The organism is Bacillus sp. ISL-18, from assembly GCF_018613415.1.
In the GTDB taxonomy this organism is placed as follows: domain Bacteria; phylum Bacillota; class Bacilli; order Bacillales; family Cytobacillaceae; genus Neobacillus.
The window spans coordinates 799,114-823,678 of the sequence record NZ_JAGGQG010000002.1 but is presented as its reverse complement, the minus strand read 5'-3'; the positions used below and the strand labels follow the sequence as shown (position 1 = coordinate 823,678).

The following is a 24,565-nucleotide window of genomic DNA, read 5'->3' as shown; positions in this document are numbered from 1 at the left end:
TTCTTTAGGTAAGGTGTTAATGAAACCCTTTACATTTATTCTTAATCTTGTTCTTGATTTAAATTTTAGAAAATTGAGTGTTTTAATTCTAGAGAAAAAACCATTTGATTTAATTCAATTTTCAACTATTTTTTATTGGTTTTGGTTTAACTTTTACATAAGAAAATCCGGGTTATACGCCCGGACTAAAGTAGGTCACTTACTGATTCTATTAATTTGGTACTTCTATGATATTGTCTTCGGCCAGATCAGTCTTATTATTAGGGAATAATTTTAAAGTTGTAAGTGTAATCAAGCTGATTAAAAGGAAGCCTGCGATGATGAACATGGCTTGGGTAAAATTGAAAACACCCATAATCATCGGCCCCACGAATCCGCCTAATGAGGAAAGAGTGCTTACTAAGGCGATGCCGGCTGGTGCCGTTGATTCAGAGAAGAAGAAAGTAATATAGGCATAAAAAGTTCCGGATATTCCATATAGTCCTGCAGAAGTAATCGAAAGCATCAAAACCATCATGGGAACGCTTGACACGAAGGCACAACCTAAAAAGCCGACCATCGCCACGGTTACACATGCCGCCAAATGCCATTTGTGTGAATTCGTTCGGTCCGCGTTCCAACCCGTAAATAGAATAGAGGGAATAGCTATAATCGAAGGTATCATGGCTAGCCAGCCGATCTGCAGGTTGGTTGTTGAAGAGGCCGATAAAGATTTAATGATTGTTGGCATCCAGTACGACAAGGCATTGACTGCAATAAAACCAGCAATATTAAATAAAGCTAACTTCCATACTTTTGAATCCTTCAACATACCTAGATGGGAGGTTTTATTTAACTTTGCACTTAAGGCTCGCTCCTTGTCCAATTCCCCTTCGAGCCAGGTCTTTTCCGCTTCGGTTAACCACTTGGCATTGGCCGGTTTATTGGTCAAATAAAATAGAACGACAATCCCCAAAAGTACGGCCGGAATACCTTCGATAATAAACATCCATCTCCAGCCTGCTAAACCTCCCCACGAAATGGTGTCCATAATCCAGGTTGACAGTGGTGCTCCAATTAACGCACTTAATGGCAAGGCAACGAAAAATAACGCGGTTGCCCGCCCCCTCTCACGGCTTCGAAACCAATACGTTAAATAAAGGACGATTCCAGGAACAAAGCCTGCCTCAGCTGCGCCCAGTAAAAACCGCAAAATGTATAAGTGAGTGGCCGATTGAATAAATGCTGTTAAGATCACCACAATGCCCCACGAAATCATAATTCGTGAAATCCACAATTTTGCCCCGACTTTGTGCATAATCAAATTACTTGGAACTTCAAAGATAAAATAACTGATAAAGAATAAGCCTGACAGCAAGCCAAATGCCTCTGCGGTTAAGGACAAATCAGCATTCATTTCTAAGGCAGCATAGCCCATATTAACCCTGTCCAAGAAAGCCACAACATATAAAAGTAAAATAAACGGCAAAATCCTGTTCATCGTTTTCTTGACCGTACTTTTTTCAATCGATTGAGCTTGATTCAATATCGTTTCCCCCTATTCGTTAATGAAAACCCTTACATTTATTGATTTTAGAAAATTCAATTAACTATTACTAGAATAAAAAGTAGTTAACATCTTGTGATTTTTAACTAATTTATATTGGAAATAATTTTTCGGAAGTCTTTATTGGTTTTAAAAAAGGTAGTATTAAAGGATACTGTTGATTTTGAGCCATGTTGATTGGAGCGGAAGGCGGCGAAGACTCCTGCGGGAGTAAGGGGCAGGGGAGACCCCGCAGGCGCAAGCGCCGAGGAGGCTCCCCGGCACGCCCGCGAACCGCTTGCCGCCTGGAGCGGAAATCAACATTCAAGTTTAACGCAGCTAACAAAAAAAGCACTCCTCTTGATGGAATGCTTCGCAGGATTAAATATCTAGCTCCCCTAATGCCAAAAGAGAATCTAAAATTAACTGCAACTGATAACTTTGAGTGGAATCACGTAAATCTTTTTGAAGCAGGCTTTCAATTTTATTGATTCGATACATCAGACCACTCATGGATAGAGCCAAATCATCCATCGTTTGCTGCAGCTTACCTCCATTCGCTAGAAACACGTAGAGAGTTTTAACTAATTCCTTTTGTTTGGCCTCGCCTAATTTAAAGAGCGGTCCTAATTCTTGTTTAGCTATTTTCTTAATTCCGCTGACATTTTTGGAATTAATCAACACACCGACAATTCCTAAATCTTTAAAATGAATAATCTTTTTTCCTGTTGCCATCCTTAAGGCAATCAATGATTCTTCTAAGCTTTCCAGAACGCTCTCAATCTCTTCAGCAGAGTCACTTATCCCCATTTTACATTCATAGAGAGAATGTGTCGTTTCGACATGCTTTATCATTTTACCAAGATGACTTAACAGTTGAGCTGATTCGGGAATCAGCATAATAATTTGACCTCCATATTGGCCAATTAACGCTTTATACCCCTGAATATCTAAATACTTGGCAATGGTCTCGAGAAATTGGTCGTATTGGTCTTTCCTAATCCCTGAGGTATTCCCCTTTTCCTTTAAGTCTAATGCTGCCACAAAAAACGGTTCTTCTAAATTAATCCCCATATACCTGCCTCGATGGATTACCTCTTCTCGGGCAGAATATTGGCGTTTTAGGATTTGCTCCAAAAAGTAACCCTTCATTTTTTCCAGAGCTTCAAAACTCGTTTTTTCATTCAGGAGATACAAAGAGGCGGCGTTGGCTACCCGTTCAATAAACATAATGTTATTGTCTTCTCTACTAGCCCGAGAACGTTTGGGATAGAGGAAGCTGCAATAACCAATTACCTTTTTTTGGACAATAATCGGTGTGATCAGGCGTTCTTGGTGAACTGTTTTCAATCTAGTTGTTTCAGTAAACACTGGCAGACTCGAGTTGTTTTTTCGACTTTTTCGGACCAAACTATCCTTTAATTCGAGACTCAAGTTTTCGTACTCTTCTTTCTCTATTCCTGCATAAACAATTTTTTGGAAGCCTAAATCTTCAATGGAAATGGGCACGCCTAGTAGTTTAAAGGTAATGTCAGCTATATCTTGAAGATTACTCCCATTTGAGACACTTTCCGTTAGTTTTTTATGGAATTTAGAAACCATTTCCACAAGTTTACGCTGCTCTAGCAATTGCTCGTAGGTATACTCGAGTTCCTCGATGATATTAATTTCGTTATAAAATTTTAATTCCTCTTGGATCTCAGAACCCCAATCTTCCTGCAGCCTCGCTTCGAAACAGCATTCAGGATCCCCCTTGGCAATACAGCTAATTTCTTTTACAATGACACTTCTTTTGCAAACCGTAGACATATACCCGCTAGCATAGCCGGTTAGGGTATGACAGGCTGGAATATCTGATTGACCATGATGCTTTAAGTGTTCGTTCGCTTCAAAGGAATCAATCCATTTTCCTTTGCCAAGAATCGATTTTATCGTGTCAGAATCGCTCATTTCGATAATTCGTTCCGATTGAATATCTTTAATATGGCCTGTGCTTAAATGAAGGATCGCAGCTTGCTGAAGGAGTTCATCAATATTGGAAGTTTTTTTCATTGCTTCCTCGGCATCGGTAACACCAAGGCTCCAGCCGTAACGAAGCAGAAATCCCTTTGCCCGTGTCATTCCTAAATTCTCAATAATCCCTTTACGTAACAGTCCAAAGGCGGAGGAAGTGGTGATCATTTTTTTATTCTTTTCTTCACTAGTAGTTAGCTCCAGTATACTAGCCAGGTTCCCCTTCATGGCCACACCCCTTATCGACTAATTAAAATCGAAGCATTCTTTATAAAAGAAAGACTCCTTATCGTTTTCTGCAAGGAGTCTTACACACATCGTTATTTAAGCGTTACAGCTTCTTCTTCGGTTAATGAACGGTAACGGCCGCTGTAAAAAATGAGCGGTTCGGCATCTTCAAGCTGAATATCTGTTACCCTGCCAATAAAGAGGGTATGGTCCCCCTCCACATGTTCGGCTGATACCTCACAAGCGATTTGGGCAACCGCACCAGCTAATACCGGCTTTCCATCAAGGCGGTCAAAAATTACCTCTCGGTGCTCCTTTAGCTGTCCTGCAAAAATCATCGACAGTTCTTGTTGATCTGCCGCTAATATATTCACAGAGAATGTTTTACTCTGTTTAATTTTCTCAAGAATACGAGCCCTTTCTCCAATCGAAATGACAACCAGCTTCGGGTCGAGTGAAACAGACATAAAGGCGTTCGCTGTCATTCCATGTACATCCCCATCCACATCAGTGGCAATCACGGTAACACCTGTTGCAAATTTCCCCATTGCTGTTCGAAATTGACGATCATCCATCCCGTTGTTCCCCTTTCTATCTTTAAACTTTGTCATATTGTAACGCTATGCTTCTATTGTTGGATTGTTTTCTGGCTTATTGTCCATTTGATCGCCCCAGAATGTAAAGCCGATGTCCATCTCATCCAATGTCCATTCGATTGGCTCCCAGTCAGGTTCAAATATTAAGTAACCGTTTGTAAACAATTCTATTCGTAATCCGCTGCCTGGATCGATGGCGTAGATATACATAGCTTGTGAAATTCCATGCTTACCAGGTCCTTTAAAGAAGATTCCATTCTCTTTTAAAATATCGGCGGCTCTTAACAGGTCCTGGGAATTATCGAGCCAATAGGAAATATGATGGATTTGGTGTGTTGTTGGTGAGAATGGATCATGGCTGACGGCGATATCATGAACCAATGGCGTTACACTTAACCAAGCCCCCACTAACGAATCATCTGGTGCTTTTACGTATTCCCTCATTTTAAAACCTAACTTCTCCTTTAAGTAGTCTGAAATCACATTCGCTTTGAGAGATGTTAACAGGTTTACGTGGTCAATGCGACGCGGCGATACCCCGCGGGCCCAGGATTTATAGGTTTGATTCTTCAAGACGGAACGTTTTGATGGCTCAGCTAACGTTTTTTCCATATCATAGTAAATTTCAAAGCGGTGTTCACTCGGTAATTGAAAACGTATGGCTCTGCCTTGCCCGGCCTCCACTCCTGCCTCAATCCAAGTAACTTCTGTCCCTGCTTCTGTTAATAGATTTGCAAAACCTTCTACATCCTCAGGGCGCTTGGTTCTCCAGGCGATATGGTCGAGATGATTTTTGCCTCCTGCTTTGACTGAAAGGGTATGGTGTTCAAAATCTCCCCAAGCACGTAAATAATGGGTCCCGTCTACCACTTCAGTTTCTTCGAGGCCGATGACATCCTTATAAAACCAAAGTGATTTCTCTAAGTCTTCCGTCACTAATGCGACATGTCCTAACTTTGCAATCTCTGGTAAACTCATTTTAAATCCTCCTAGACTATTTTTATTAGGAAAGCCCTTACATTTTTTCAAAGAAATTGCGCTAGCCTGTTGGTCCTACTCTAGAAGTATTGTTTATACAAAATAAGTGTTCGGTTCCTGTCCGCACAGTATTCTGCCGTACGTTTCTATTAAACTGGATGGAGTGATAAAGCCGTGTAAATGCATCGTCAAGAAATCCCGATAAACCCTTTGCAATGCGTTTGTCTCATAAGTGAACATCGAACCTACTCCAGCAACAAGGAGATCAATCGCTTCCTTACATAATTGATTTACATAACCAAAGTCCGCTTTCACTTTGACAATTTCAGCTTTATCCATTTCGACTCCCCGTTCTGCATAATCATCAATCTTGTCTACAGCCCGATAGAGATGAAGTTCTGCCGAATCAATTTTAAGCTGTGCCTGCGCAACCTGCAGATGAGTGATTGGTGCCTCGTTTTGCTTATTGTAGAAGGTGTTCCCAATTCCAGCCTTTGGAAGTCTCTCCATATATAAATCCATTGCAGCCTGAGCAAGTCCTAATGCCGGGGCAACGATCGATAAGGTTAGTGATGGCACAAAGGACGAACGATATAATCCAACATCCTTAAGCGGGTCAATTAAATAATGACCTTTACTTGCCAGACGATCCAACGACACGCGATGTTCAGGAACAAAGACGTTTTGGATTTTGCAGCTATTACTGCCTGATCCCTTAAGACCCATTACATACCAGTCATCTAGTACTTCTAGTTCGTCCCGTGGAATTACCATAATTGCCATCTCGATCCCGCCGTTGTCATCGACAAGCGGGAAGCCAAAATAGCACCAGTCAGCGTGGGGACTGCCGGAAACAAACGGCCATTGTGCTTCTTCGATAAAATAGCCGCCATCTACTTTTTTAATATTGCATTTGATTGGCTTAAAGTTACCGGCCAGCACTACATCTTTTCCAGGAGGATAAATTTCACTTAGTGCCTTTTCACCAAACGTATAAGAGATCATATAATCCCGTATATTACTTAACGCCACAAACCAGCCAGCCGATCCATTACCTCGTGAAATTTCCGTTACAACCTCGGTATATGTCCGCATATTGGTTTGATAACCGCCAAAGAGATGAGGGCGTAACACTTTAAGGGTGCCTTTATTTTTCATTTCCTCAATAATTACCTGGGGTAACGTATTTGTTTTTTCAATTTCCTCACTATGTTCCCGTAATGTTGGGATCAGGGACCGAGCATTCTCCACCAATTCTTTTTTTAATTCAACCACACTTTGCTCCATTAATAGGACCTCCTGGATTAGTAGTTTTTGGACTAGCTTAGGATACGCCGGCTCAGTTCAATGCCCTGATATTTTTCACCAACCAGCTTGGCTACTCGGCGCATATGTTTTTCCATCAGATTTTTAGCGGACTTGCTATCATTTTCCTTCAAGTAATAGAAAATCATCCAATGCTCGGTTTGTGACTGTTGCCGTCTGTCACTAGTGAATAAGTCCTCCGGATTTCCGACGAAATTCAGATAATCCCATAGCTGCTTTGCCAAGTTGAAGGTATAGGTTAACTTAGAGGCTTCATAGATGGTACGGTGAAAGTCAATGTTGAGGCTGCCATATTCGTCAGCAGACAATTCCGGTTGATCCATTCGTTCTAAGATGGACTCCATATAAGTAAATTCTTCTTGCGTTAAGAATAACGCGGCCTGCTCGGTCATCAATGCATCCAGATTCGCACAGACTAGAAGACGTTCTAATACTTCTTCAGGATCAGGTCTTTTCACATAGACTCCTACCTGCGGCACAATCGAAAGAAAGCCTTCTTGTTCCAGCTTGGATAGCGCTTTGTGTACGGGTGTCCGGCTCATCTTTAAGGTCTCGGCAATTTCATTCACATTAATGGCGGTATCGGGCTCTAAAATTCCTTCGATAATTAATCTTTTTATATAACGATAAGCCTTTTCAATTTTCATCACATACACCTACTAGTTTTCAAGGATTTAGTTACCCCTATATTATGGTAATTTTTTCATGGTGTCTATTATTATCTAAACTACTAATAATAGGGAAGCAACGGTGTATGGGATGTTGATTTTAAAGTTCACCGTTGAAAAAATCGGATGTTAATTTTATAAATCTTTCTTTTTGCTCTACCTGTGCCCAATGGCCGCAGCGTTTAAAAATGTGGAGTTGAGCATTTGGCAGATAGTCCATAACATAAAGACTGCTTTCCATTGGTACGAATCGGTCTCCATGTCCGTGGATAAGTAAGATTGGATGATCCATTTGTTTTAAGGCAGAAGGTGGGATTAGCATATCTGAAAGATGTGATTTGGTGAAATTCTCCTCGTAAGATCTACGTACTTCCGGTTTTAAAAACATCTCTAATCGCTCGGCCACGATGGCGTCGAGTTCATTTTCAAGCATGCTTTTATCATATAAGAACCAGCTTAATAAGTTTTTAAAGGCTACTGGATTAGGATCCTTATGGAAGTTTGCCAGTTTGGCAAGCTCTGGAGTTGGTTCCGTTAAACCACCGCCAGCCCCCATTAAGACCACACGATCAAACCGATTCGGAGCATACATTAGGAGATGAAGAGCAATCACACCTCCAAGAGAGTTTCCAACTAAGTGAGCTTTTTCTATTTCTAATGTGTCCATTATAGCCAATACTTGCTGCACACGCTCACTCATCCATTCAGCGCCATTTTTGGGATATTCATTTGGATGATCGGTTTGACCGAACCCAAAAATATCAGGTGCGACTACATGAAATTTTTCTTTAAAATTCGGTAAGATATGCTTCCAATTTGTATTAGCACTTGCCCCTGGTCCGCTTCCATGAAGAAAAATAATTGTCTCAGAAGGTTTTTCTCCGCCCTCATGGATGTAAGTTTGGTAGTTTCCAGTCTGAATTTTCTTGGTTTCAACAAATGTCATTCGTTTACCTCCGTTACCAGAATTATGTTCATTATTCATAACTAAAATTTTAGTATTAGAAATTACCACTGTTAAAAGGGTAAATCCCCCTGATTAAAGCGCTTTCTCTAATTATCTATAATTTTACCTCTATCAATCTTTCCTTGTCAATAAATTCTAAATATTTTTTCATTAAAAGAATCAGCCTACTATTTTTTCAATATAAGCGGTCTTTCAATAACCTTCATTACATCGGATGCAGGTAGTCCATTTTCAATCAACTGCACTATGACTTTCAGATATCGGTGTATATGATGAAAGTACTTTTTGTAGCCTGCACACAAATAATTTAGCCCAGGTTCCCCATCGGGTGTGTGGAGGAAACGATGCTTAGGGCATTCTCCATTACAAGCAAAACGCACCTCGCATGTTTGGCAGTATTTCGGAAGTGAAGTCTTTTTATTCTCACCAAATACTCGCTGTTGATTAGACTCCATCATTCCAGTAAAGGTAGCATCAAAAATGTTACCCAATTTATACTCTGGGTACATATAGTGGTCGCAAGAGTAGACATCGCCATTATGTTCTATCATTGCTGCCCTGCCACAGGTCTCGGCAAAGATACAGGATGTTGAAGGCAGCCCCAGCCAGGAGGTTAGCGCGTGTTCAAAATTCATTACATGTACGGTACCTACGTCATTTCTCACCCACTCATCAAAAATAGCAATCAGAAAGTCTCCATATTTCTCTGATTCGACAGTCCAAGAGGAAACGGTTTCTTGTAAATCTGCGTGATTAACAGGTGGCGGTGTTGCATGACGGAGACCCAGTTTTTTTGCTTCCACATCCGGCAATCGTTCCACAATTGGAATAAATTGAATAAACGCTGCACCTTGATCTTTTAAAAAATGATAGATTTCAAGGGGATAGTTTGAAGAGTAGCTGGTTACACAAACTAATACATTAAACTCGACCTTATATCTTTTTAAAAGATGTAAGGCGTGTTGAACTTTTTTAAACGTCGCCCCTCCCCCCCTATCTACCCTGTAATGATTGTGAATATTTTCTGGTCCGTCGATACTTAATCCCACTAAAAAATGATTTTTCGCTAAAAATTCACACCACTCCTTATTTAATAGAGTACCGTTAGTCTGCAATGAATTCGTAATTCGCTTGCCTTTGCTGTATTTTGCTTGTAATTCTACCACTCTCTTATAAAAGTCCAGCCCCATTAAAGTCGGTTCTCCTCCCTGCCAAACGAAAGGAATATCGATCACCTTTTGTGAGGATATGTATTGCCGAATAAACTCCTCTAAGGCCTCCTCTGACATGTGAAGATACCTGTTACCCGTGAATAAAGCCTCCTTTTCCGTATAAAAACAATATTTGCAATCTAAATTACAGATCGGGCCTGATGGTTTTGCTATTATGTGAAATCCCTTATCTTGCTCTTGAACGTTGCTCATTTTAACTTCCCTCACTTCTAAAATTTAAGCCAGTAACAAATTTGAATGTTACTGGCTTCTGTCCTTTGATTATTTAATAGACCTTATCCTAATTTAGTTGATAAATCACTTTCTCTATTTCCCCTGTGAATTTAAACTCACCTTCATCTTTGTATTCTGAACTAACTGGATAAAGCGTGTCCTTTCCAATATCCAACCCTTCAAAGGCAATTTTATATTGATGGGTGTGCTCAATTGTTCCTTCGGCTACTTCCTGTCCATTAATAAATAAACAACCTATGCCTTTGTTTGCTTCCGTTTTCGTGAAATCGTAGCGAATAGTGGATGGACCAGTAGGTACCTCACTATTGGATTGAATTCTATAGACAGCATTTCCCATGTTGTATTCGTAAATGAGCTTATTACTTTTAATATATAAGGCATAGCCGCTTTCGTAGCCTCCTAATGCAAGGAGAACACCATCATCTGAAGCCTTATTACGATTTATTGGGATTGTAATGGAATACGAGCGATTTATGATAAAGGGGGAAGCGGCCTCGGACAAACGTGACATTCCCGGATAAAACGTGAAACTATTTTTAGCACGGTTAGAATCGGAAGGAATCGTTAAAAAACCATCCCCTGCTATATCTGTCATTGGGAAAACTCCGTACTTCCTGGCTTCCCTCTCCCATAACGCTTGTAACTCCTTTAGCTTTTTTGGATATTTGGCTGCGAGATCTTGAGTCTCAGAAAAATCCTCCGCTGTATGATAAAGCTGCCAGTTATCATTTTCATAAGGGTCACCCGACTTATGGAGGGCCACCGCTTTCCAACCGTCTTCATAGATGGCACGTTGACCATTGTTTTCATAATATTGGACATCCCTGCCGGAAGCTTTTGGATTGTCAAATGTGTCAGCAAAACTTTTCCCTTGAAGGGGCATTTGTTTTACTCCATTAATTTCCTTTGGCAAATCGATTCCTAAAACATCATATACCGTTGGTGTAATATCACTTACGTGAAGGTATTGATTTCGTATGCCCCCCTTATCCTTGATCTTTTTTGGATAATAAATGATCAATGGTGTATGTACACCGGCCTCAAAGGTTGTGGCCTTATAAAATTTGAATGGGGTATTACTTACTTGTGCCCATCCTGTCGGAAATTCTGCTCCTGCTCGATCGCTTCCAATATCGTCTATGTGTTTAACAACATCCGCTAACTTTTCTGGTACGTCATTATAAGGTAATGTATGATTGATGGAACCCGTATTTTTCCCCATAGAACTTGTCCCGTTGTCTGATAGAAAGACAATCATGGTATTATCCAATTGACCTAAAGTGCTTAATTGATGGATAAATCTGCCTATTTGCTCATCTGTATGCGTTAAAAAGCCGGCATAGGTTTCTTGGAAACGAACAAATACCTTTTTCTCCTCCTCCGAAAGTTGCGCCCACGGCTTTACACCTGGGTTCAGTCCAGTTAATTTGGTGTCCTTTGGGATAATCCCTAATTCCTTCTGCTTATTAAATCGATCTTCACGGATTTTATCCCAGCCCTTGTCGTAAACCCCCTTATACATATCGATATACTTTTGAGGGACCTGTACGGGTTGGTGCTGTGCTCCAAACGATAAATAAAGGAAAAAAGGTTTATCCGGATTTACAGATACTTGGTCCGTCACATATTGGTTAGCTCGATCTACAATATCTTCTGAAAAATGGTAGTTTTCTTTTTTAGGTACATCTACTGGACTATTATCTTGTATAAGTTCCGGTCTGTATTGATCACCAGAATCCTCAAGAAAGCCATAAAAGCGGTCAAAGCCCTTTCCAAGCGGCCAATTTTCATAAGGACCTGCAGGGGTAACTTGATGGGCAGGAGCTAAGTGCCACTTACCTAAAGCATAATTGTTATAGCCATGTTCATTTAGTACTTCAGCAATCGTGCCCGCCTCAGGATAAATCCGGCCGCGTTTATTAGGATAGTCAGGACCCATATCAAAATTAGCTACTGTCGACATTCCGATATCATGAGGATTTCTTCCTGTAAGTAAAGAGGCACGTGTTGGTGAGCAAACTGGTGTGACATGAGAATTGTTATATCGCAGTCCATTTTCCGCTAACCAGTCTAGGTTTGGAGTTTTAATTTCTGAACCGTAGCTGCCAATATCAGAAAACCCGGAGTCATCTAAAACGATATAGACGATATTTGGTTTAGACGAATTTTCTCCATTTTTCTGAGTTTTATTTTGTTCGTTGGACTTTGTTTTTAAAACTTCTGCTTTTACTTCCTGACCCGTGATCATCTTAGAGGAACAGCCTGACATTAAAGCTAAAGCAGAAGCTACAACTGTCAACTTTTGAAACGGTGATTTTCTTAGTACCTTTAACCCTTTATCCATTAAATCCTCCTCCTAAATCTTCATGGGCTTAACCTTTCAACCTCACATCCCATTCCAAGAAATTAGTAAAGCTAAAATAATGAAAAATGACCGCATTATTTTAGCTTTAAATATTACTATTTTTCTAGTCTTACTGTCCGATTGGAACCTCTACGTCACTTTTTGGTGCTCTAATTGACAACGCCCAGATAAGCGCCAAAACAACTAAACCTGCCGCACTTACCGCTAATGGGAATCTGCCAATTCCTTGATGAAACAGATTTTGAACTACTTGGAACCCAAATGGCCCAAGAATTCCGCCAAGTCCTTGACCGACAACAACTAAACCCGCTCCGGATGCGGCTCCAGCCGGTGTAAGCTCGGTAACCTTTGTAAATACTCCAGGAAGTCCAACCCCCATCCCAAACCCGCCGACTAAGCTTCCGGCAAATATAACTGGCAAGGAAGGTGCAAAATAACAGATCGCCATCCCAATTCCTGTTATGATGACTGCAATCGGCAAGTAATAATTCGGAAGTTTATGCTTGATTTTCCCGAATAAAAACCCGGCAAGCAGCGTTCCAAAAGTAAAAACAGAGATTGCCAAGCCCGCCTCAGTTGCACTTCCTAATTTATCTGCTTGAATAACAACGGAAATATTCGTAACATAACCAAAGATTAGTCCTGAGAATAAAACTTGTCCAAGGCACACCCAATAGATTGCTTTTGGTAATTTCACTTTTACACGAGTTTCATTTCCTGCTGATTCAATTGGCTGTTTCTTTTCAGGCTCCGGTAAATAAAGAATTGTTACAGCTAAGATCCAAATCGGGAAGAGGTACGTTAAAAACCCATATTGCCAGCCATAAGCATCAGCTAAAATTCCACCGACTAGCTGGAAAAAGATGGCCCCGATACAGGCAATCGTAGAGGTCCCAAAGCCAATTAAGAAATCTCTTTCTCTGCCTTCAAAGAAATCAGTAATGACATCCACTGATAAAGGCATGGTAATCCCTACACCTAACCCTAAAACTCCCCTCATCGCTATAATCAATGGCAGACTGTCCATAAATGTTGGCAGCGTACCACCTATGATGAAAAGACCTAGACCAACAAAAAGAAGTGTTCTTTTCTTAAACGTTTTGGAAAGTTTTCCATAAAAGAGGGCTGGTACTATTTGAATTAATCCAGGAAAGGTTGCGACTAGCATGACAATCGTCGGGTCGTAGTTTGGAAATGCTTTAATAATATCTGCCATGATCGATCCTGCTACCCCTGCAGCTACATCTTGAAATGCAAGAATTACAACCAAAAACTTAAGAAAATTTCTACTGATTGTCTTCATTGCCATTGTGGAACCTCCTATAATCTAAAATAGATGCAAAGATGTTACCCAGAGGTGATGATACAGAATAACTTTTTCTGTTGTTTTGTTGGCCACCAAGAACAACAGAAAAAAAGTCGTAGCTTACCCAAACTAAAATTTCAACCTTATAGATTTCGGATAATTACTGAGTGAAAACGGTAAAAAAAGCGCTTTCTTTTACTAACTGTAATTCTACATAGGCCAAATATACTTGTCAACATATTCTAAATATTTTTTATTTTCAGAACAAAAATCATTATTGTACGAAAACACAAAAAAATACGCTGATCTTTTCAGCGTATTTTTTATCCCGACTATCTAATAAAATATTACGAATAACCTTACCATTTACCGCGTTATTTAGCGTTTAAGCTTTAAAATTAGTAAAAAACTATTATATGAGCTTATTCTTCTGCGAGAGCCCGGTATTTTCCACTAAAATAAATGAGCGGCTCAAAATCTTCGATATGGATGTCCGTTACCCTTCCGATAAACAGGGTATGGTCCCCCTCGACATATGCCGCAGAAATTTCACAGGCAATCTGTGCCACGGCACCAGCTAATACCGGAACCCCGCCTAACCGCTCAAATTTCACCTCTTGTTGATTTTTTTGCTGCCCCGCAAAAATCATCGATAGCTCCTGCTGCGAACGGCTTAGGATATTAACGGAAAATTTTCCGCTTTGGTTCATTTTTTCTAACATTTGTGCTCTTTCAGAAATAGAGACTACTACCAGTTTTGGGCTGAGTGATACAGACATAAAGGCATTCGCCGTCATGCCATGCACGCTCCCCTCGACTTCCACAGCCACAACGGTTACCCCTGTGGCAAACTTGCCCATTGCATTGCGAAAGTGACGATCATCCATCCTGCTTCTCCCCCTCATCCGCCTAAATTGGCTATCAAAATTCCAGCACACGCTGAAAATAACAGTATATTTAACCCTAAGCCAATTAATGCCCCCTGCCCTAGGCGTTTCTTTCCCATTGAGAAGGATACGATTGGGAAGACGATAAGTGCAATTCCAGCAAACAGCATATAAGGAAGAGTTAGGGTGGAAGAAGCTATTAATAATATTACACCCAGAAGGTATATACCCAGCGCAATCCCTATTCCCAACCATAGTTGCTTTAATGAACCATCGTTTTGATTCTTGCTCAATAAATGACCCCCTAACCACAATTTGAAAAAGAATTATTCTGCCTGAATGTAAGTTTTCCCCTCAAGTTCAGCCTGGATTTTCTTTAATTCCTGCTCTTTATCATCACGGTAAAATAAATTATAAGTATCAAACGGAATAATCCTCCCATCCGGGTGTGCGATGTGAACACAGGATTTCTTGACGGAACGAACATCGAAGTTATATGCATCTAAAAATTGCATAATAATCACCCGAAAAACATTATCATAACCAATTTGTCCTGGCATCGATACCTTCGGAAGACAGCACAAAAGATCTTGTAAGGATAATGCCGATGAATCTGGTGAATGATTCAGAGAAAATAGTTTAAAAATCATTTCCTTTATATGATCATCTTGTTCAAATACAATTGTATTTCGTTCACCTTCTAAGAGAATGTTAGGATCAATCAGACCGGTTAATGGCGTAACCGATTCATTTTGTTTTAACGCATAACCCATTGCTAAACAATCAGGGTGACATGGGACAGGAATGATATCCTTTGGGCCAAACACTTCCGATTGATCGATGATCATCTGCCGTACTTCACTTAACGTTAACCGGTTCGTCGCTGGGTCGTATTCTTCCAATCGCCCTGCCGCTTGGATCGGCTGAAACGTTACTCCTCTCACACATCTTTGTTTCAGGCCATATTGAATGATGGTTCCAACCTCGTGATCATTCAATCCCTTCTTAAGGGTCACAACTAGGGTCGTCGAGATATTATACTCATTTAAATTTTCGATAGCTTGCTTTCGTATGTCCCTTAGGTCCACTCCTCTTAGCTCCTCAAGTGCTTCTTTCTCAAAACTATCAAATTGAAGATAGATTTCAAAGCCGGGAGAATAAGCAGCCAAGCGTTTCACAAACTCCTTATCGGTCGCAATGCGAAGACCATTCGTGTTAACCATTATATGACGAATAGGCCTTAATTTTGCCAAATCAAGAATGTCAAAGAACTGGGGATGGATTGTAGGCTCCCCGCCGCTAATTTGGACAATATCAGCATGCCGTTCATTTTTAATAATATTATCAAGCATAAATTCAATTTTATCTAAGCTGCGGAAACTGCCTTTTTGAGGTGAGGATTCAGCATAGCAGATGGGACATTTCAAATTACAGCGTTCCGTTACTTCTAACAGAGTTAAACAGCTATGCTGCTCATGATCCGGACATAAGCCGCAATCATATGGACAGCCATACTTAATGGGGGTATTCCAGCGGTAAGGCATTTCGGATGGTTTGATAAACTCCCGGCACCATTTGTAATAGGCAACATCGGTCGATATCAGTACCTTCTCCCGCCCATGCTGGAAGCAATTTTTCACCAAATAGACTTTCTCATTTTCGATGATTACTTTCGCTTCTACTTTTCTTAAACAGGTGGAACAAATACTATTTGTCAGCTCATAAAATAAATAAGGGCGATTAGGCATGAATCTCTCTCCTTTTTTCCGTTTGTTTTTTTAAGACAAGCGCTATGTAATAGATGATTCCTAGTAAACTAGCAAGTTGAATGTTGTTAAGAATCAAGTACGGATGCGGGGTTGGTTTAATAAAATCAATCAAAAAACGAAAGATTAAATAACCAAGCATAAATAATTGAAACAAGAAGCCTTCCCAGCCTAGCTGCTTTCTTTTTAGATAAGTTAGAATGATGATGAGTAAAAGTAAAAAAATGATTTCATATAACTGGGTGGGATGCCGGTTTATCCCATCACCAAAATCAATTCCCGTTATCCAAGTAGTTGGAGTCCCATAGGTATGATCATCTAACCCGGTTAAAAAACAGCCGATTCGACCAATCATCATGCCAATTGTTATTGGCAGCACGAAGTCATCACCGGTCGATCGTGTCCAGCCAATGCACTTTTTGGCACTTTCAACACCAATGAGTCCGCCTAATAACCCGCCCACAATCGTCTTCCCTTCGACTAAGTAAATGATATTATTCCAGTTTTCAACTGTTTTCACTGGGCTTTCAAACCAATATAAAACTTTTGATCCTATCGCAGCACCTAATGTTGCACCCACAACCACCCAAATGGCTTTATCTAATGGAATTCTTTCCTTATTTCTTGTATATAAATAAACCCTGAACCCAATAAAATAGGCCAGTGATTCGAACAAGAGGTGTGGGTGCATGCCAAAAAGATAGACAGGGAAATGCACATTACAGTCTCCTTCCCGTTTATAGATACTATTCTATATTATCAGAAAACTTAGCGAATAGTTTATTTTTTCCATTTTCTTTTTAATCTTCGATACATTCGATAACCTTTACGAATTCCGTCAACAACTGAAAAAGGAATGGGCGGATGGTATTTAAACAGAAAAGGCCGATAAATTTTGTAATAAGCCTTTTTCAAATCGTCCCACTTTTGGCAATAGCCTTGTTTATAAAAATCAGATACATCCACTATATAGCCTCTTCCCGCAAACATTACAACATTCTTTCCATGGACATCAAAAGGATTTAAACCGACTGATCGGGCATACTCTAAACCATCATCAATATCCTCAATGACGAGCTTAGGAATCTGAATCCCTTTTATCAGTGCATTAAATAACGTGATGCCTTCTAGCTTTTTTAAGACCAAGTAATTTTCTCCATAAGCATAAAGTCTTGAAAAGGTTTCATGTATCCCTAGTTTTTGATAAACCTCCATCTCGTTGACAAGCTCCGCATGATTTCGGCCATACACTTTTACTACTAAATCCGGGTAGGACTCATGTAAGAAAACCCCTGCATAATTGCCACAGCCTATCGTCTTCCATGAACTGGAGCGATTTTCCACCACGATTGGATCAAATGGATTTAACACAGATAAGTTTATATTCGGCAATAATTCTGTATCGATCAGGTTAATATAGTCTTTAACGTTCATTTACACACCTTCTATCATTCTTGACTTTCGTCCCTTTGGTTGCATTTTACCAAAAATATTCATCCATTGTTGGGTTTAGCCTAGATATTTCTATTCAGCCAATATACAATTAAAGAAATATTTACTCTGACTGCCATTTTAGATGGAAACGGTGAAAAAAAGAGGTGTGCCGATGACTTTTCCGATTTTGGAAACGAAGAGATTAAAACTAATTGAACTAACCCATCAACATATGAATGCGGTTTATGAGATACTATCATTAGATGAAGTGACTCGTTTTTATGGAACCAGTCCCTTTACCTTACAAGCAGAAGCCACTCGATTAATTGATATGTATCACAAGCACTATTTGGATAAGCGGGGAATTCGCTGGGGAATCAAATTAAGGGAAAATCAAAGAATCATTGGTACCGTTGGTCTAAACGTTCTCAATCTTAAAAATAAACGGGCGGAAATCGGCTATGAGCTGCATCCCGCTTTGTGGAGACAAGGGTTTGCAGCCGAGGCCGTCAGTGAAGTCATTCGGTTTAGTTTTGAACAGCTGGGATTATATCGAATCGGTGCAATTGTTTATCCAGAAAATATTGCCTCCCTGTCATTACTGGATAAATTAGGTTTTAGACATGAAGGGTTACTGCGAGGCTATATGTTTCAAGAGGAGCAGTTCCATGATACGTTTATGTTATCGTTATTAAAACCAGAATGGGAAAAGAGCCAGGAAAAATAATCCTGGCTTTTATTCTTCAAAGTAATCCTTTACAGCTTTTGGGTCTTTTACTTCTTCATCCTGATAATAAGGATTATTTTCTGTTACGTTCTTCGGGTCAAGATTCGTTTTGATCACGATCATCGGTGTTGGTGTACTTTCAAGAATGATCCGATCATTTAATTGATCAAAATCAGGCATTTTTTTATTTCCAGTTTGTCGCGGCTCCATATTAGCACCTCCTAGAATCTAGCTTGCTGAGTTTTTCAATATTCATTCATCAAACTTACATCCAGGCAGAATTCATCAGTACATCCGCCAACCGTCAAGGTCCTCAGGGCGCTGCTCCTATCATTTGGGGCTTCGTTTATTCTGTCAGTCTAAACCCGGATTTTTTTTCATATGTTAATAAAAAGAAAAAACTAGGAAGTGTTACCTTCCTAGTGTCCTTACTCCTCTTCCCCGCCGACTAAGAAATCTGGGTTTAGTTCCTCAAATTCTTCGTCATCCACATCTAATCCCCATTCATCATCTTTGTCTTTGCATGCTTCTAGGCTTACTCGGACACATACCTTCGTTTCGCCTATAACCTCGACAAGGAATTCCCTTTCGACATGGACGATGATGCGGTTACCATTAGGGGAGATGACGGCTTCACAGCAGTTCGGCTGTTGCAGCACTCGAGCACAAATTTCATTGTCATCGAGGCAGTCATGGTCACGATACTTTAACTTAATGGTATCTTTGTACTGAACGCATTCAGTTACAACCTCTGTTTTGGTATTATCATTATATGAATACCAAACATTGATATCATACGAGCCATGTATCTCTACCGTTTTGCCCACTTTTTTCGCTTTGTATTTATGGTTGATGATCCAACAGCCAAGAATACTTGTTGGATTGTGCGCCGGGCTAATCGTATGATTGGACTGAGTGAATTTTCGTCCTTTCGCTACTACGGCCTTTGTAATTATCTCTCTATATTCTCCCATTTCGCGCGAACCCTCCTCATTCATTTTCATTTCATCGTATGCGTGAACTTAGACTAGTGTGATATATAATTTTGTGAATACTGGTTAAAAGTTTAGTCATGCTTCATTTTATGCGGGATTTATAGGTGTGTGACTTACAATGCCTGTACTTTAAAAAGGACGATGATGATGATTTTGTCTAAAAAAGAACAAAAAGAAAACCAGACTTCATTGCGAAGTCTGGTCAGCTATTTTAATGGTCGTGATCACAGTCGTTATGGTTATCACAAGCCCCGCCGCCATTTTTCAAGCTCGAGCCTGTCTCCCCCATTAATACGTCTCCACCTGTGGAAAGGATGATTTCATCGGTAACCGTATTAGAAATAGTGGAAGCAATCAACTGAAGCAGTTCATTTACATCCAATTGGGATTGTTTGAAATCCTGAACTACTGGAATCTCATCCAATTCCTTTTCGATTGTAGATATTTTATCTTCAACCTTCTTCAATGCTTCTGATTTACCATAATGCTGTAAGTTCACAGCCTGCTTTTGCAGTCCCTTAATATCAGAAATTAACGTTTTAACCTTTTGGTTTTCATTAATATGAGCTTCTGCCCGTTTAAAAAAATCTACTTCGTCTGTTTCTGCAATCATTCGAGCTAGATCTGCTGCACGAGCGACGATATCGTCTTTTGTATACTTCGCCACTTTATTTCACCTCAACTGGTTCTAATTCTTCAACCATTTCTCCATTTAATGACCATGTTTTTGCATCTGTAATCTTTACTTTAATGATTTTTCCAATCGCTGATTTTGGTGCGATCACATTTACAAGCTTATTTCTCGTCGTATAACCTGCAAGGACGTCCGGATTGTTCTTACTTTCCCCTTCGATTAATACATCAACGGTTTGACCTACATGCTTCTTCATGGCTTCTAACGAAAGCTCATTCACCAAATTGTTTAAACGTTGAAGACGTTCTTTCTTCACTTCTAACGGAACATTATCTTCCATTTTTGCAGCTGGTGTACCTTCACGCGGGGAATAAATAAAGGTATACGCTAATTCATACCCTACCTCACGATAAAGGGACATTGTTTCTTCAAACTGCTCATCTGTTTCATTAGGATAGCCAACAATGATATCGGTTGTCAGGGCTACATTTGGGATCGCTGCCTTAATTTTTCTTACTAGCTCTAGATATTGTTCTCTTGTATATTTACGAGCCATAATTTTTAAGACATCTGTTGACCCTGATTGAACTGGAAGGTGAATATGATCCATTAGGTTACCGCCCTTGGCAAGAACCTCAATCAAACGGTCATCAAAGTCGCGCGGATGGCTTGTAGTAAAACGAATTCTTGGAATATCAATTTTACGTAATTCATCCATTAGGTCTCCTAGACCATAGTTCATTCCTTCTAAGTCTTTTCCATATGCATTTACGTTTTGACCTAGTAAGGTCACTTCCTGATAACCTTGTGCGGCTAAATGGCGAACTTCCTGGATAATTTCTTCTGGTCTGCGGCTTCGTTCTTTCCCACGTGTATACGGAACAATACAATAGGTACAGAATTTATCACAGCCGTACATAATGTTGACCCATGCTTTGATTTTTCCACGACGTACTTTTGGAAGGTTTTCAATAACGTCGCCTTCTTTTGACCATACTTCGACAACCATTTCTTTTGACATGTATGCTTCATTCAAAATATTTGGAAGGCGGTGGATATTGTGTGTGCCAAAAATCATATCCACATGATGATAGGTTTTTAGAATTTTATTAACAACCGATTCTTCCTGTGACATACAGCCACAAACGCCTATGAGCAAGTCCGGCTTTTCCAATTTTAGTGCTTTTAAATGTCCAAGTTCGCCGAAAACTTTGTTTTCCGCATTTTCACGGATCGCACATGTATTAAGAAGAATAACATTCGCATCCTCCGTGTTGTCGGTTGGTTCATAGCCTAATGCAAGAAAGATCCCTGCCATAACCTCCGTATCATGTTCGTTCATTTGACATCCATAAGTACGGATATAGAACTTACGGCCTTCACCCATTCCACGAAATTCTTCAGGTATCGCGAAGTCATTATGGTACTTTACTTCTTCCTTACCACGTTTTTTCGCATCTTTTAAAGAAGGTGCCGTAATCACTTGTTCGAAGTATTTGCTGTAATCCTTGGCGGATTTTTTGTCCGAAGAATTAGCAGCTGCTACTTGTTGACCTTCTAATCGTTGTTTTTCATTCATGTTCCTAAACCCCTTTCTTTAAAAATAGCCTCAAATGTCTATTAATTTTCCAATTGTTATTTATTACCTGTGCTTTATATGAAAGTCCACACATTATAATAGTATAAAGGTTTACATGACTGAAAACAATAGAAATCCCTGTCAACACGCGAGTTATCATGAGAAATCACTGATAAGAAATATTATTAAATAGATGTTCTTTAATAGCCGGCTGTTTAAAAAAACGCTAAAAAACCCGTGGATTGTCCACGGGTGGTGTTTCATCAATTACATAAATTCAGCAACTAATTTATCAAAGTGTGCCTGATCAAGATTCAATTCTGCCTTCGTTAATGGTTCTTCCGAATAACTAGGAATTAATTCTTGGTAGGAAGGACGCTCAGTGTTTTGGTAGATTAGACCGGTTACTAAGCCGTTATGCTGCATTAATGTCTGCATTGCTTGTTCGCGATTAGAAGGATCATATCCTTCAATTGTACTTAGCTTTGTAAGGTTTTCCTTAAACCAGTCATATGTGTTGACTTTATTGTAAGTGACACATGGGCTGAACACGTTAATTAAGGAGAATCCTTTATGTTTAATTCCTGCTTCAATTAATGCTGTCAGATCCTTTAAATCTGTCGAGAAGCTTTGTGCGACAAATGTAGCGCCAACTGTTAGTGCCATCTCCATTGGAGAAATAGCTTGTTCAATCGAACCCATTGGAGTGGATTTTGTTTTAAAACCTACAGCCGAACGAGGGGATGTTTGTCCCTTTGTTAAACCATAAATTTGGTTATCCATAACAATGTAAGTAATGTCAACGTTACGACGAATCGCATGGATGGTGTGGCCCATTCCAATCGCATACCCGTCTCCATCACCGCCGGAAGCAATAACAGTTAAATCACGGTTTGCCATTTTTACACCTTGGGCAATTGGAAGCGAACGGCCATGAATGCCATGGAAGCCGTACGAATTAATATAACCAGAGATACGTCCTGAACAGCCGATCCCTGAAACAACTGCTAAATTTTCTGGTTCTAAACCACAGTTTGCTGCTGCACGCTGCATTGCTGCCTGTACAGAGAAGTCGCCACAGCCAGGGCACCAGTTCGGTTTAACATCATTTCTAAAGTCTTTAAAAGTGGCCACTTAGAACAACTCCTTACATTTTGAATGAACTTCGTGGGGTAGGAATGGGTTCCCATCGTATTTAACATATTTAGTAATTTTATCAGCATGACCAATATTCATTTTCATAATGTTTGCTAACTGTCCAGTTGCATTGTTTTCGACAACGAGTACCTTTTTCGCAGCTTGAACTAATGGAAGTACTTCTTCAGTTGGGAATGGATGAATTAGGCGAATTTGGGCATGATTTACTTTCAAGCCGTCCTTCTCTAATCGAACCATTGCTTCCTCAATGGCACCGCGAGTAGAGTTAAACCCTACGATTAAGATGTCTGGATTTTCATATGGTGCATTTTTATAAACAGGTGTGTTAAAGCGAATCTTTTCAACTTTACGGAAGCGTTTATCCATTTGCGCAATCCGGTTTGAAGCTGATTCTGATGGTTTACCTGTTTCCGCATGCTCAACACCAGTAACATGGTGGATTCCGTTTTTCATACCAGGAATGGTACGAGGTGAAATGCCATCTTCTGTTACTTCATAGCGCTTGAAATAACCTTTGTTTTCAATTTCAGGAAGCTCTTCGGTTACAAGCTTTCCGCGTCGGATTTCTACTTTAGATACATCTAAAGGTTCAACCGTTTGCTTACCTAATGATAATTGAAGGTCAGACAATACGATGACCGGACACTGGTATTCTTCAGCAAGGTTAAATGCTTCTGCAGTATCATAGAATGCTTCTTGAACAGTACTTGGTGCTAAAACGATTTTTGGAATTTCACCATGTGTTCCGTAAATCATGGCCATTAAGTCAGACTGTTCTTGCTTTGTTGGAAGACCAGTAGAAGGGCCGCCACGTTGTGTATCAACAATAACAAGCGGAGTTTCTGTAATACCAGCTAGTCCGATTGCTTCCATTTTCAAGGATAATCCTGGACCAGATGAAGCTGTGATCGCACGAATACCACCGTAACTTGCACCAATCGTCATTGTACATGCAGCAATTTCATCTTCTGTTTGAATTACTGTGCCGCCAACAGCCGGTAATTTCTTAATTAAATATTCCATGATATCAGAAGCAGGTGTAATAGGGTAAGCAGCCATGAATCGGCATCCGCCTGCCATAGCACCTAGTGCGATTGCATCATTTCCAATCATATACATCCGGCGTTTGCCGTCTGCTTTTTCAAGTACCATCGTCGGTACAGATGCATCCATTTTTTCTTTCATGTAATCGTAGCCTGCTTTAATGGCATCCATATTTTTGGCTACAACCTTATCACCTTTTTTACCAAAAATCTCTCGAACTACTTCTTCAAAAACTTGAATATCCAAATCAAGAACGGCAGAGGTAGCCCCAATGGCAACCATGTTCTTCATTAAGGAAGTCCCTAATTCTGTTGCAATTTCAGTGAATGGAACCGCATACAAGGAGGCTTCAGTGTCTTCAGGTTTCTTTGGATCAAATTTTGCATCAGCTAAGATTACACCATTACTGTGCAGTTCTTTGTAGTTAACATCAATAGTTTCTTGGTCGAATCCTACAAGGATATCCAGGTCATCAGAAATAGAGCGAACCTCTGTTGTACTAACTCTGATTTTATTATTTGTATGACCGCCTTTAATACGTGATGAAAAGTGACGATAGCCATACAAGTAATATCCTAGGCGATTCAGTGCGATAGCAAAGATTTCCCCAGTACTTTCAATACCTTCCCCTTGTTGTCCGCCAACTTTCCACGAAAGTTGATTGATCATTCCCTTACACCCCTTTGGATATGTATAATTAAGTAGTCTAAATCATTTTAATTGTAGCACAATTCCAAGTAACCCACTAGAAATTAGCCTATGAAAACGCCATGAAGACTAAATAGTCAGAATTGAGAATATGTACTAAACGCTTACAATTCTAGACCTAAGAACTCAAAATTGCAACCCTTTGGCATCAAATATTGTCTAAAATATGAATATTTTTTTATTATTAAAAAATGG

General features: G+C 39.9%; 22 protein-coding genes. 1 reads left to right on the top strand and 21 read right to left on the bottom strand.

What is annotated here, in order from left to right:
- Positions 1 to 211 precede the first annotated feature (211 nt).
- From J7E81_RS04075 to J7E81_RS04005, 15 genes are all read right to left on the bottom strand, one after another.
- Positions 212 to 1,525: an MFS transporter gene (locus tag J7E81_RS04075; RefSeq protein ID WP_215040842.1), complete on the bottom strand. Its 1,314-nt coding sequence runs from the start codon at positions 1,523 to 1,525 to the stop codon at positions 212 to 214.
- A gap of 381 nt (positions 1,526 to 1,906) precedes the next feature.
- Entirely contained in the window at positions 1,907 to 3,766 is a 1,860-nt protein-coding gene (locus J7E81_RS04070) for a V4R domain-containing protein (protein ID WP_215040841.1), read from the bottom strand.
- 92 nt (positions 3,767 to 3,858) lie between these two features.
- Positions 3,859 to 4,341 carry a flavin reductase family protein gene (locus J7E81_RS04065; protein ID WP_215040840.1) on the bottom strand — a complete coding sequence of 161 codons (483 nt, stop codon included), beginning with the start codon at positions 4,339 to 4,341 and terminating at the stop codon, positions 3,859 to 3,861.
- Positions 4,342 to 4,386: 45 nt separating this feature from the next.
- Positions 4,387 to 5,340 (bottom strand): VOC family protein, encoded by a 954-nt coding sequence (locus tag J7E81_RS04060; protein ID WP_215040839.1) that lies wholly within the window; start codon positions 5,338 to 5,340, stop codon positions 4,387 to 4,389.
- Between the two features lie 93 nt (positions 5,341 to 5,433).
- The gene (locus J7E81_RS04055; protein ID WP_215040838.1) at positions 5,434 to 6,627 is read right to left on the bottom strand and encodes an acyl-CoA dehydrogenase family protein; all 1,194 of its coding nucleotides are present in this window, start codon (positions 6,625 to 6,627) and stop codon (positions 5,434 to 5,436) included.
- Between the two features lie 32 nt (positions 6,628 to 6,659).
- The gene (locus tag J7E81_RS04050; protein ID WP_215040837.1) at positions 6,660 to 7,313 is read right to left on the bottom strand and encodes a GntR family transcriptional regulator; all 654 of its coding nucleotides are present in this window, start codon (positions 7,311 to 7,313) and stop codon (positions 6,660 to 6,662) included.
- A gap of 121 nt (positions 7,314 to 7,434) precedes the next feature.
- Positions 7,435 to 8,280: an alpha/beta fold hydrolase gene (locus J7E81_RS04045; protein WP_215040836.1), complete on the bottom strand. Its 846-nt coding sequence runs from the start codon at positions 8,278 to 8,280 to the stop codon at positions 7,435 to 7,437.
- Positions 8,281 to 8,468: 188 nt separating this feature from the next.
- Complete coding sequence (locus tag J7E81_RS04040; RefSeq protein ID WP_215040835.1) at positions 8,469 to 9,725, bottom strand: anaerobic sulfatase maturase; 1,257 nt, start codon at positions 9,723 to 9,725, stop codon at positions 8,469 to 8,471.
- Between the two features lie 88 nt (positions 9,726 to 9,813).
- The gene (locus J7E81_RS04035; protein WP_215040834.1) at positions 9,814 to 12,111 is read right to left on the bottom strand and encodes an arylsulfatase; all 2,298 of its coding nucleotides are present in this window, start codon (positions 12,109 to 12,111) and stop codon (positions 9,814 to 9,816) included.
- A 130-nt stretch (positions 12,112 to 12,241) separates the two neighbouring features.
- A complete protein-coding gene (locus J7E81_RS04030) occupies positions 12,242 to 13,441 on the bottom strand; it encodes an MFS transporter (protein WP_215040833.1) in 1,200 nt (399 codons plus the stop codon).
- A gap of 419 nt (positions 13,442 to 13,860) precedes the next feature.
- Complete coding sequence (locus J7E81_RS04025; protein WP_215040832.1) at positions 13,861 to 14,325, bottom strand: flavin reductase family protein; 465 nt, start codon at positions 14,323 to 14,325, stop codon at positions 13,861 to 13,863.
- A gap of 14 nt (positions 14,326 to 14,339) precedes the next feature.
- Positions 14,340 to 14,618 (bottom strand): hypothetical protein, encoded by a 279-nt coding sequence (locus J7E81_RS04020; protein ID WP_215040831.1) that lies wholly within the window; start codon positions 14,616 to 14,618, stop codon positions 14,340 to 14,342.
- A gap of 33 nt (positions 14,619 to 14,651) precedes the next feature.
- Complete coding sequence (locus J7E81_RS04015) at positions 14,652 to 16,073, bottom strand: radical SAM protein (RefSeq protein WP_215040830.1); 1,422 nt, start codon at positions 16,071 to 16,073, stop codon at positions 14,652 to 14,654.
- Positions 16,066 to 16,809 (bottom strand): prolipoprotein diacylglyceryl transferase, encoded by a 744-nt coding sequence (locus J7E81_RS04010; protein ID WP_308162129.1) that lies wholly within the window; start codon positions 16,807 to 16,809, stop codon positions 16,066 to 16,068. Before J7E81_RS04010 ends, J7E81_RS04015 begins: the two co-directional genes overlap by 8 nt.
- Before the next feature lie 62 nt (positions 16,810 to 16,871).
- A complete protein-coding gene (locus J7E81_RS04005; protein ID WP_215040829.1) occupies positions 16,872 to 17,525 on the bottom strand; it encodes a serine/threonine protein kinase in 654 nt (217 codons plus the stop codon).
- 172 nt (positions 17,526 to 17,697) lie between these two features.
- On the opposite strand from J7E81_RS04005, the gene J7E81_RS04000 reads away from it, so the two are divergent.
- Positions 17,698 to 18,252 carry a GNAT family N-acetyltransferase gene (locus J7E81_RS04000; RefSeq protein ID WP_215040828.1) on the top strand — a complete coding sequence of 185 codons (555 nt, stop codon included), beginning with the start codon at positions 17,698 to 17,700 and terminating at the stop codon, positions 18,250 to 18,252.
- 9 nt (positions 18,253 to 18,261) lie between these two features.
- Here the strand turns inward: J7E81_RS04000 and J7E81_RS03995 are convergent, their stop codons facing one another.
- From J7E81_RS03995 to J7E81_RS03970, 6 genes are all read right to left on the bottom strand, one after another.
- Complete coding sequence (locus tag J7E81_RS03995) at positions 18,262 to 18,462, bottom strand: hypothetical protein (RefSeq protein WP_215040827.1); 201 nt, start codon at positions 18,460 to 18,462, stop codon at positions 18,262 to 18,264.
- A 218-nt stretch (positions 18,463 to 18,680) separates the two neighbouring features.
- The gene (locus J7E81_RS03990; RefSeq protein WP_215040826.1) at positions 18,681 to 19,226 is read right to left on the bottom strand and encodes an outer spore coat protein CotE; all 546 of its coding nucleotides are present in this window, start codon (positions 19,224 to 19,226) and stop codon (positions 18,681 to 18,683) included.
- Between the two features lie 232 nt (positions 19,227 to 19,458).
- Complete coding sequence (locus J7E81_RS03985; protein WP_215040825.1) at positions 19,459 to 19,914, bottom strand: YlbF/YmcA family competence regulator; 456 nt, start codon at positions 19,912 to 19,914, stop codon at positions 19,459 to 19,461.
- A 1-nt stretch (position 19,915) separates the two neighbouring features.
- Positions 19,916 to 21,460 (bottom strand): tRNA (N6-isopentenyl adenosine(37)-C2)-methylthiotransferase MiaB, encoded by a 1,545-nt coding sequence (miaB, locus tag J7E81_RS03980; protein WP_215040824.1) that lies wholly within the window; start codon positions 21,458 to 21,460, stop codon positions 19,916 to 19,918.
- A 267-nt stretch (positions 21,461 to 21,727) separates the two neighbouring features.
- A complete protein-coding gene (locus J7E81_RS03975) occupies positions 21,728 to 22,594 on the bottom strand; it encodes a 2-oxoacid:ferredoxin oxidoreductase subunit beta (protein ID WP_215040823.1) in 867 nt (288 codons plus the stop codon).
- Entirely contained in the window at positions 22,595 to 24,331 is a 1,737-nt protein-coding gene (locus J7E81_RS03970; protein ID WP_215040822.1) for a 2-oxoacid:acceptor oxidoreductase subunit alpha, read from the bottom strand.
- Positions 24,332 to 24,565: the final 234 nt, after the last annotated feature.

Excerpts from the sequence above, each read along its gene's own strand:
- J7E81_RS04040 (WP_215040835.1), bottom strand. The coding sequence starts at position 9,725 with ATGAGCAACGTTCAAGAGCAAGATAAGGGATTTCACATAATAGCAAAA.
- J7E81_RS04035 (WP_215040834.1), bottom strand. The coding sequence starts at position 12,111 with ATGGATAAAGGGTTAAAGGTACTAAGAAAATCACCGTTTCAAAAGTTG.
- J7E81_RS04070 (WP_215040841.1), bottom strand. The coding sequence starts at position 3,766 with ATGAAGGGGAACCTGGCTAGTATACTGGAGCTAACTACTAGTGAAGAA.
- J7E81_RS03995 (WP_215040827.1), bottom strand. The coding sequence starts at position 18,462 with ATGGAGCCGCGACAAACTGGAAATAAAAAAATGCCTGATTTTGATCAA.
- J7E81_RS04055 (WP_215040838.1), bottom strand. The coding sequence starts at position 6,627 with ATGGAGCAAAGTGTGGTTGAATTAAAAAAAGAATTGGTGGAGAATGCT.
- J7E81_RS04025 (WP_215040832.1), bottom strand. The coding sequence starts at position 14,325 with ATGGATGATCGTCACTTTCGCAATGCAATGGGCAAGTTTGCCACAGGG.
- miaB (WP_215040824.1), bottom strand. The coding sequence starts at position 21,460 with ATGAATGAAAAACAACGATTAGAAGGTCAACAAGTAGCAGCTGCTAAT.
- J7E81_RS04045 (WP_215040836.1), bottom strand. The coding sequence starts at position 8,280 with ATGACATTTGTTGAAACCAAGAAAATTCAGACTGGAAACTACCAAACT.
- J7E81_RS04050 (WP_215040837.1), bottom strand. The coding sequence starts at position 7,313 with ATGAAAATTGAAAAGGCTTATCGTTATATAAAAAGATTAATTATCGAA.
- J7E81_RS04005 (WP_215040829.1), bottom strand. The coding sequence starts at position 17,525 with ATGAACGTTAAAGACTATATTAACCTGATCGATACAGAATTATTGCCG.
- J7E81_RS04000 (WP_215040828.1), top strand. The coding sequence starts at position 17,698 with ATGACTTTTCCGATTTTGGAAACGAAGAGATTAAAACTAATTGAACTA.
- J7E81_RS04030 (WP_215040833.1), bottom strand. The coding sequence starts at position 13,441 with ATGGCAATGAAGACAATCAGTAGAAATTTTCTTAAGTTTTTGGTTGTA.
- J7E81_RS03970 (WP_215040822.1), bottom strand. The coding sequence starts at position 24,331 with ATGATCAATCAACTTTCGTGGAAAGTTGGCGGACAACAAGGGGAAGGT.
- J7E81_RS04060 (WP_215040839.1), bottom strand. The coding sequence starts at position 5,340 with ATGAGTTTACCAGAGATTGCAAAGTTAGGACATGTCGCATTAGTGACG.
- J7E81_RS03990 (WP_215040826.1), bottom strand. The coding sequence starts at position 19,226 with ATGGGAGAATATAGAGAGATAATTACAAAGGCCGTAGTAGCGAAAGGA.
- J7E81_RS04065 (WP_215040840.1), bottom strand. The coding sequence starts at position 4,341 with ATGGATGATCGTCAATTTCGAACAGCAATGGGGAAATTTGCAACAGGT.
- J7E81_RS04015 (WP_215040830.1), bottom strand. The coding sequence starts at position 16,073 with ATGCCTAATCGCCCTTATTTATTTTATGAGCTGACAAATAGTATTTGT.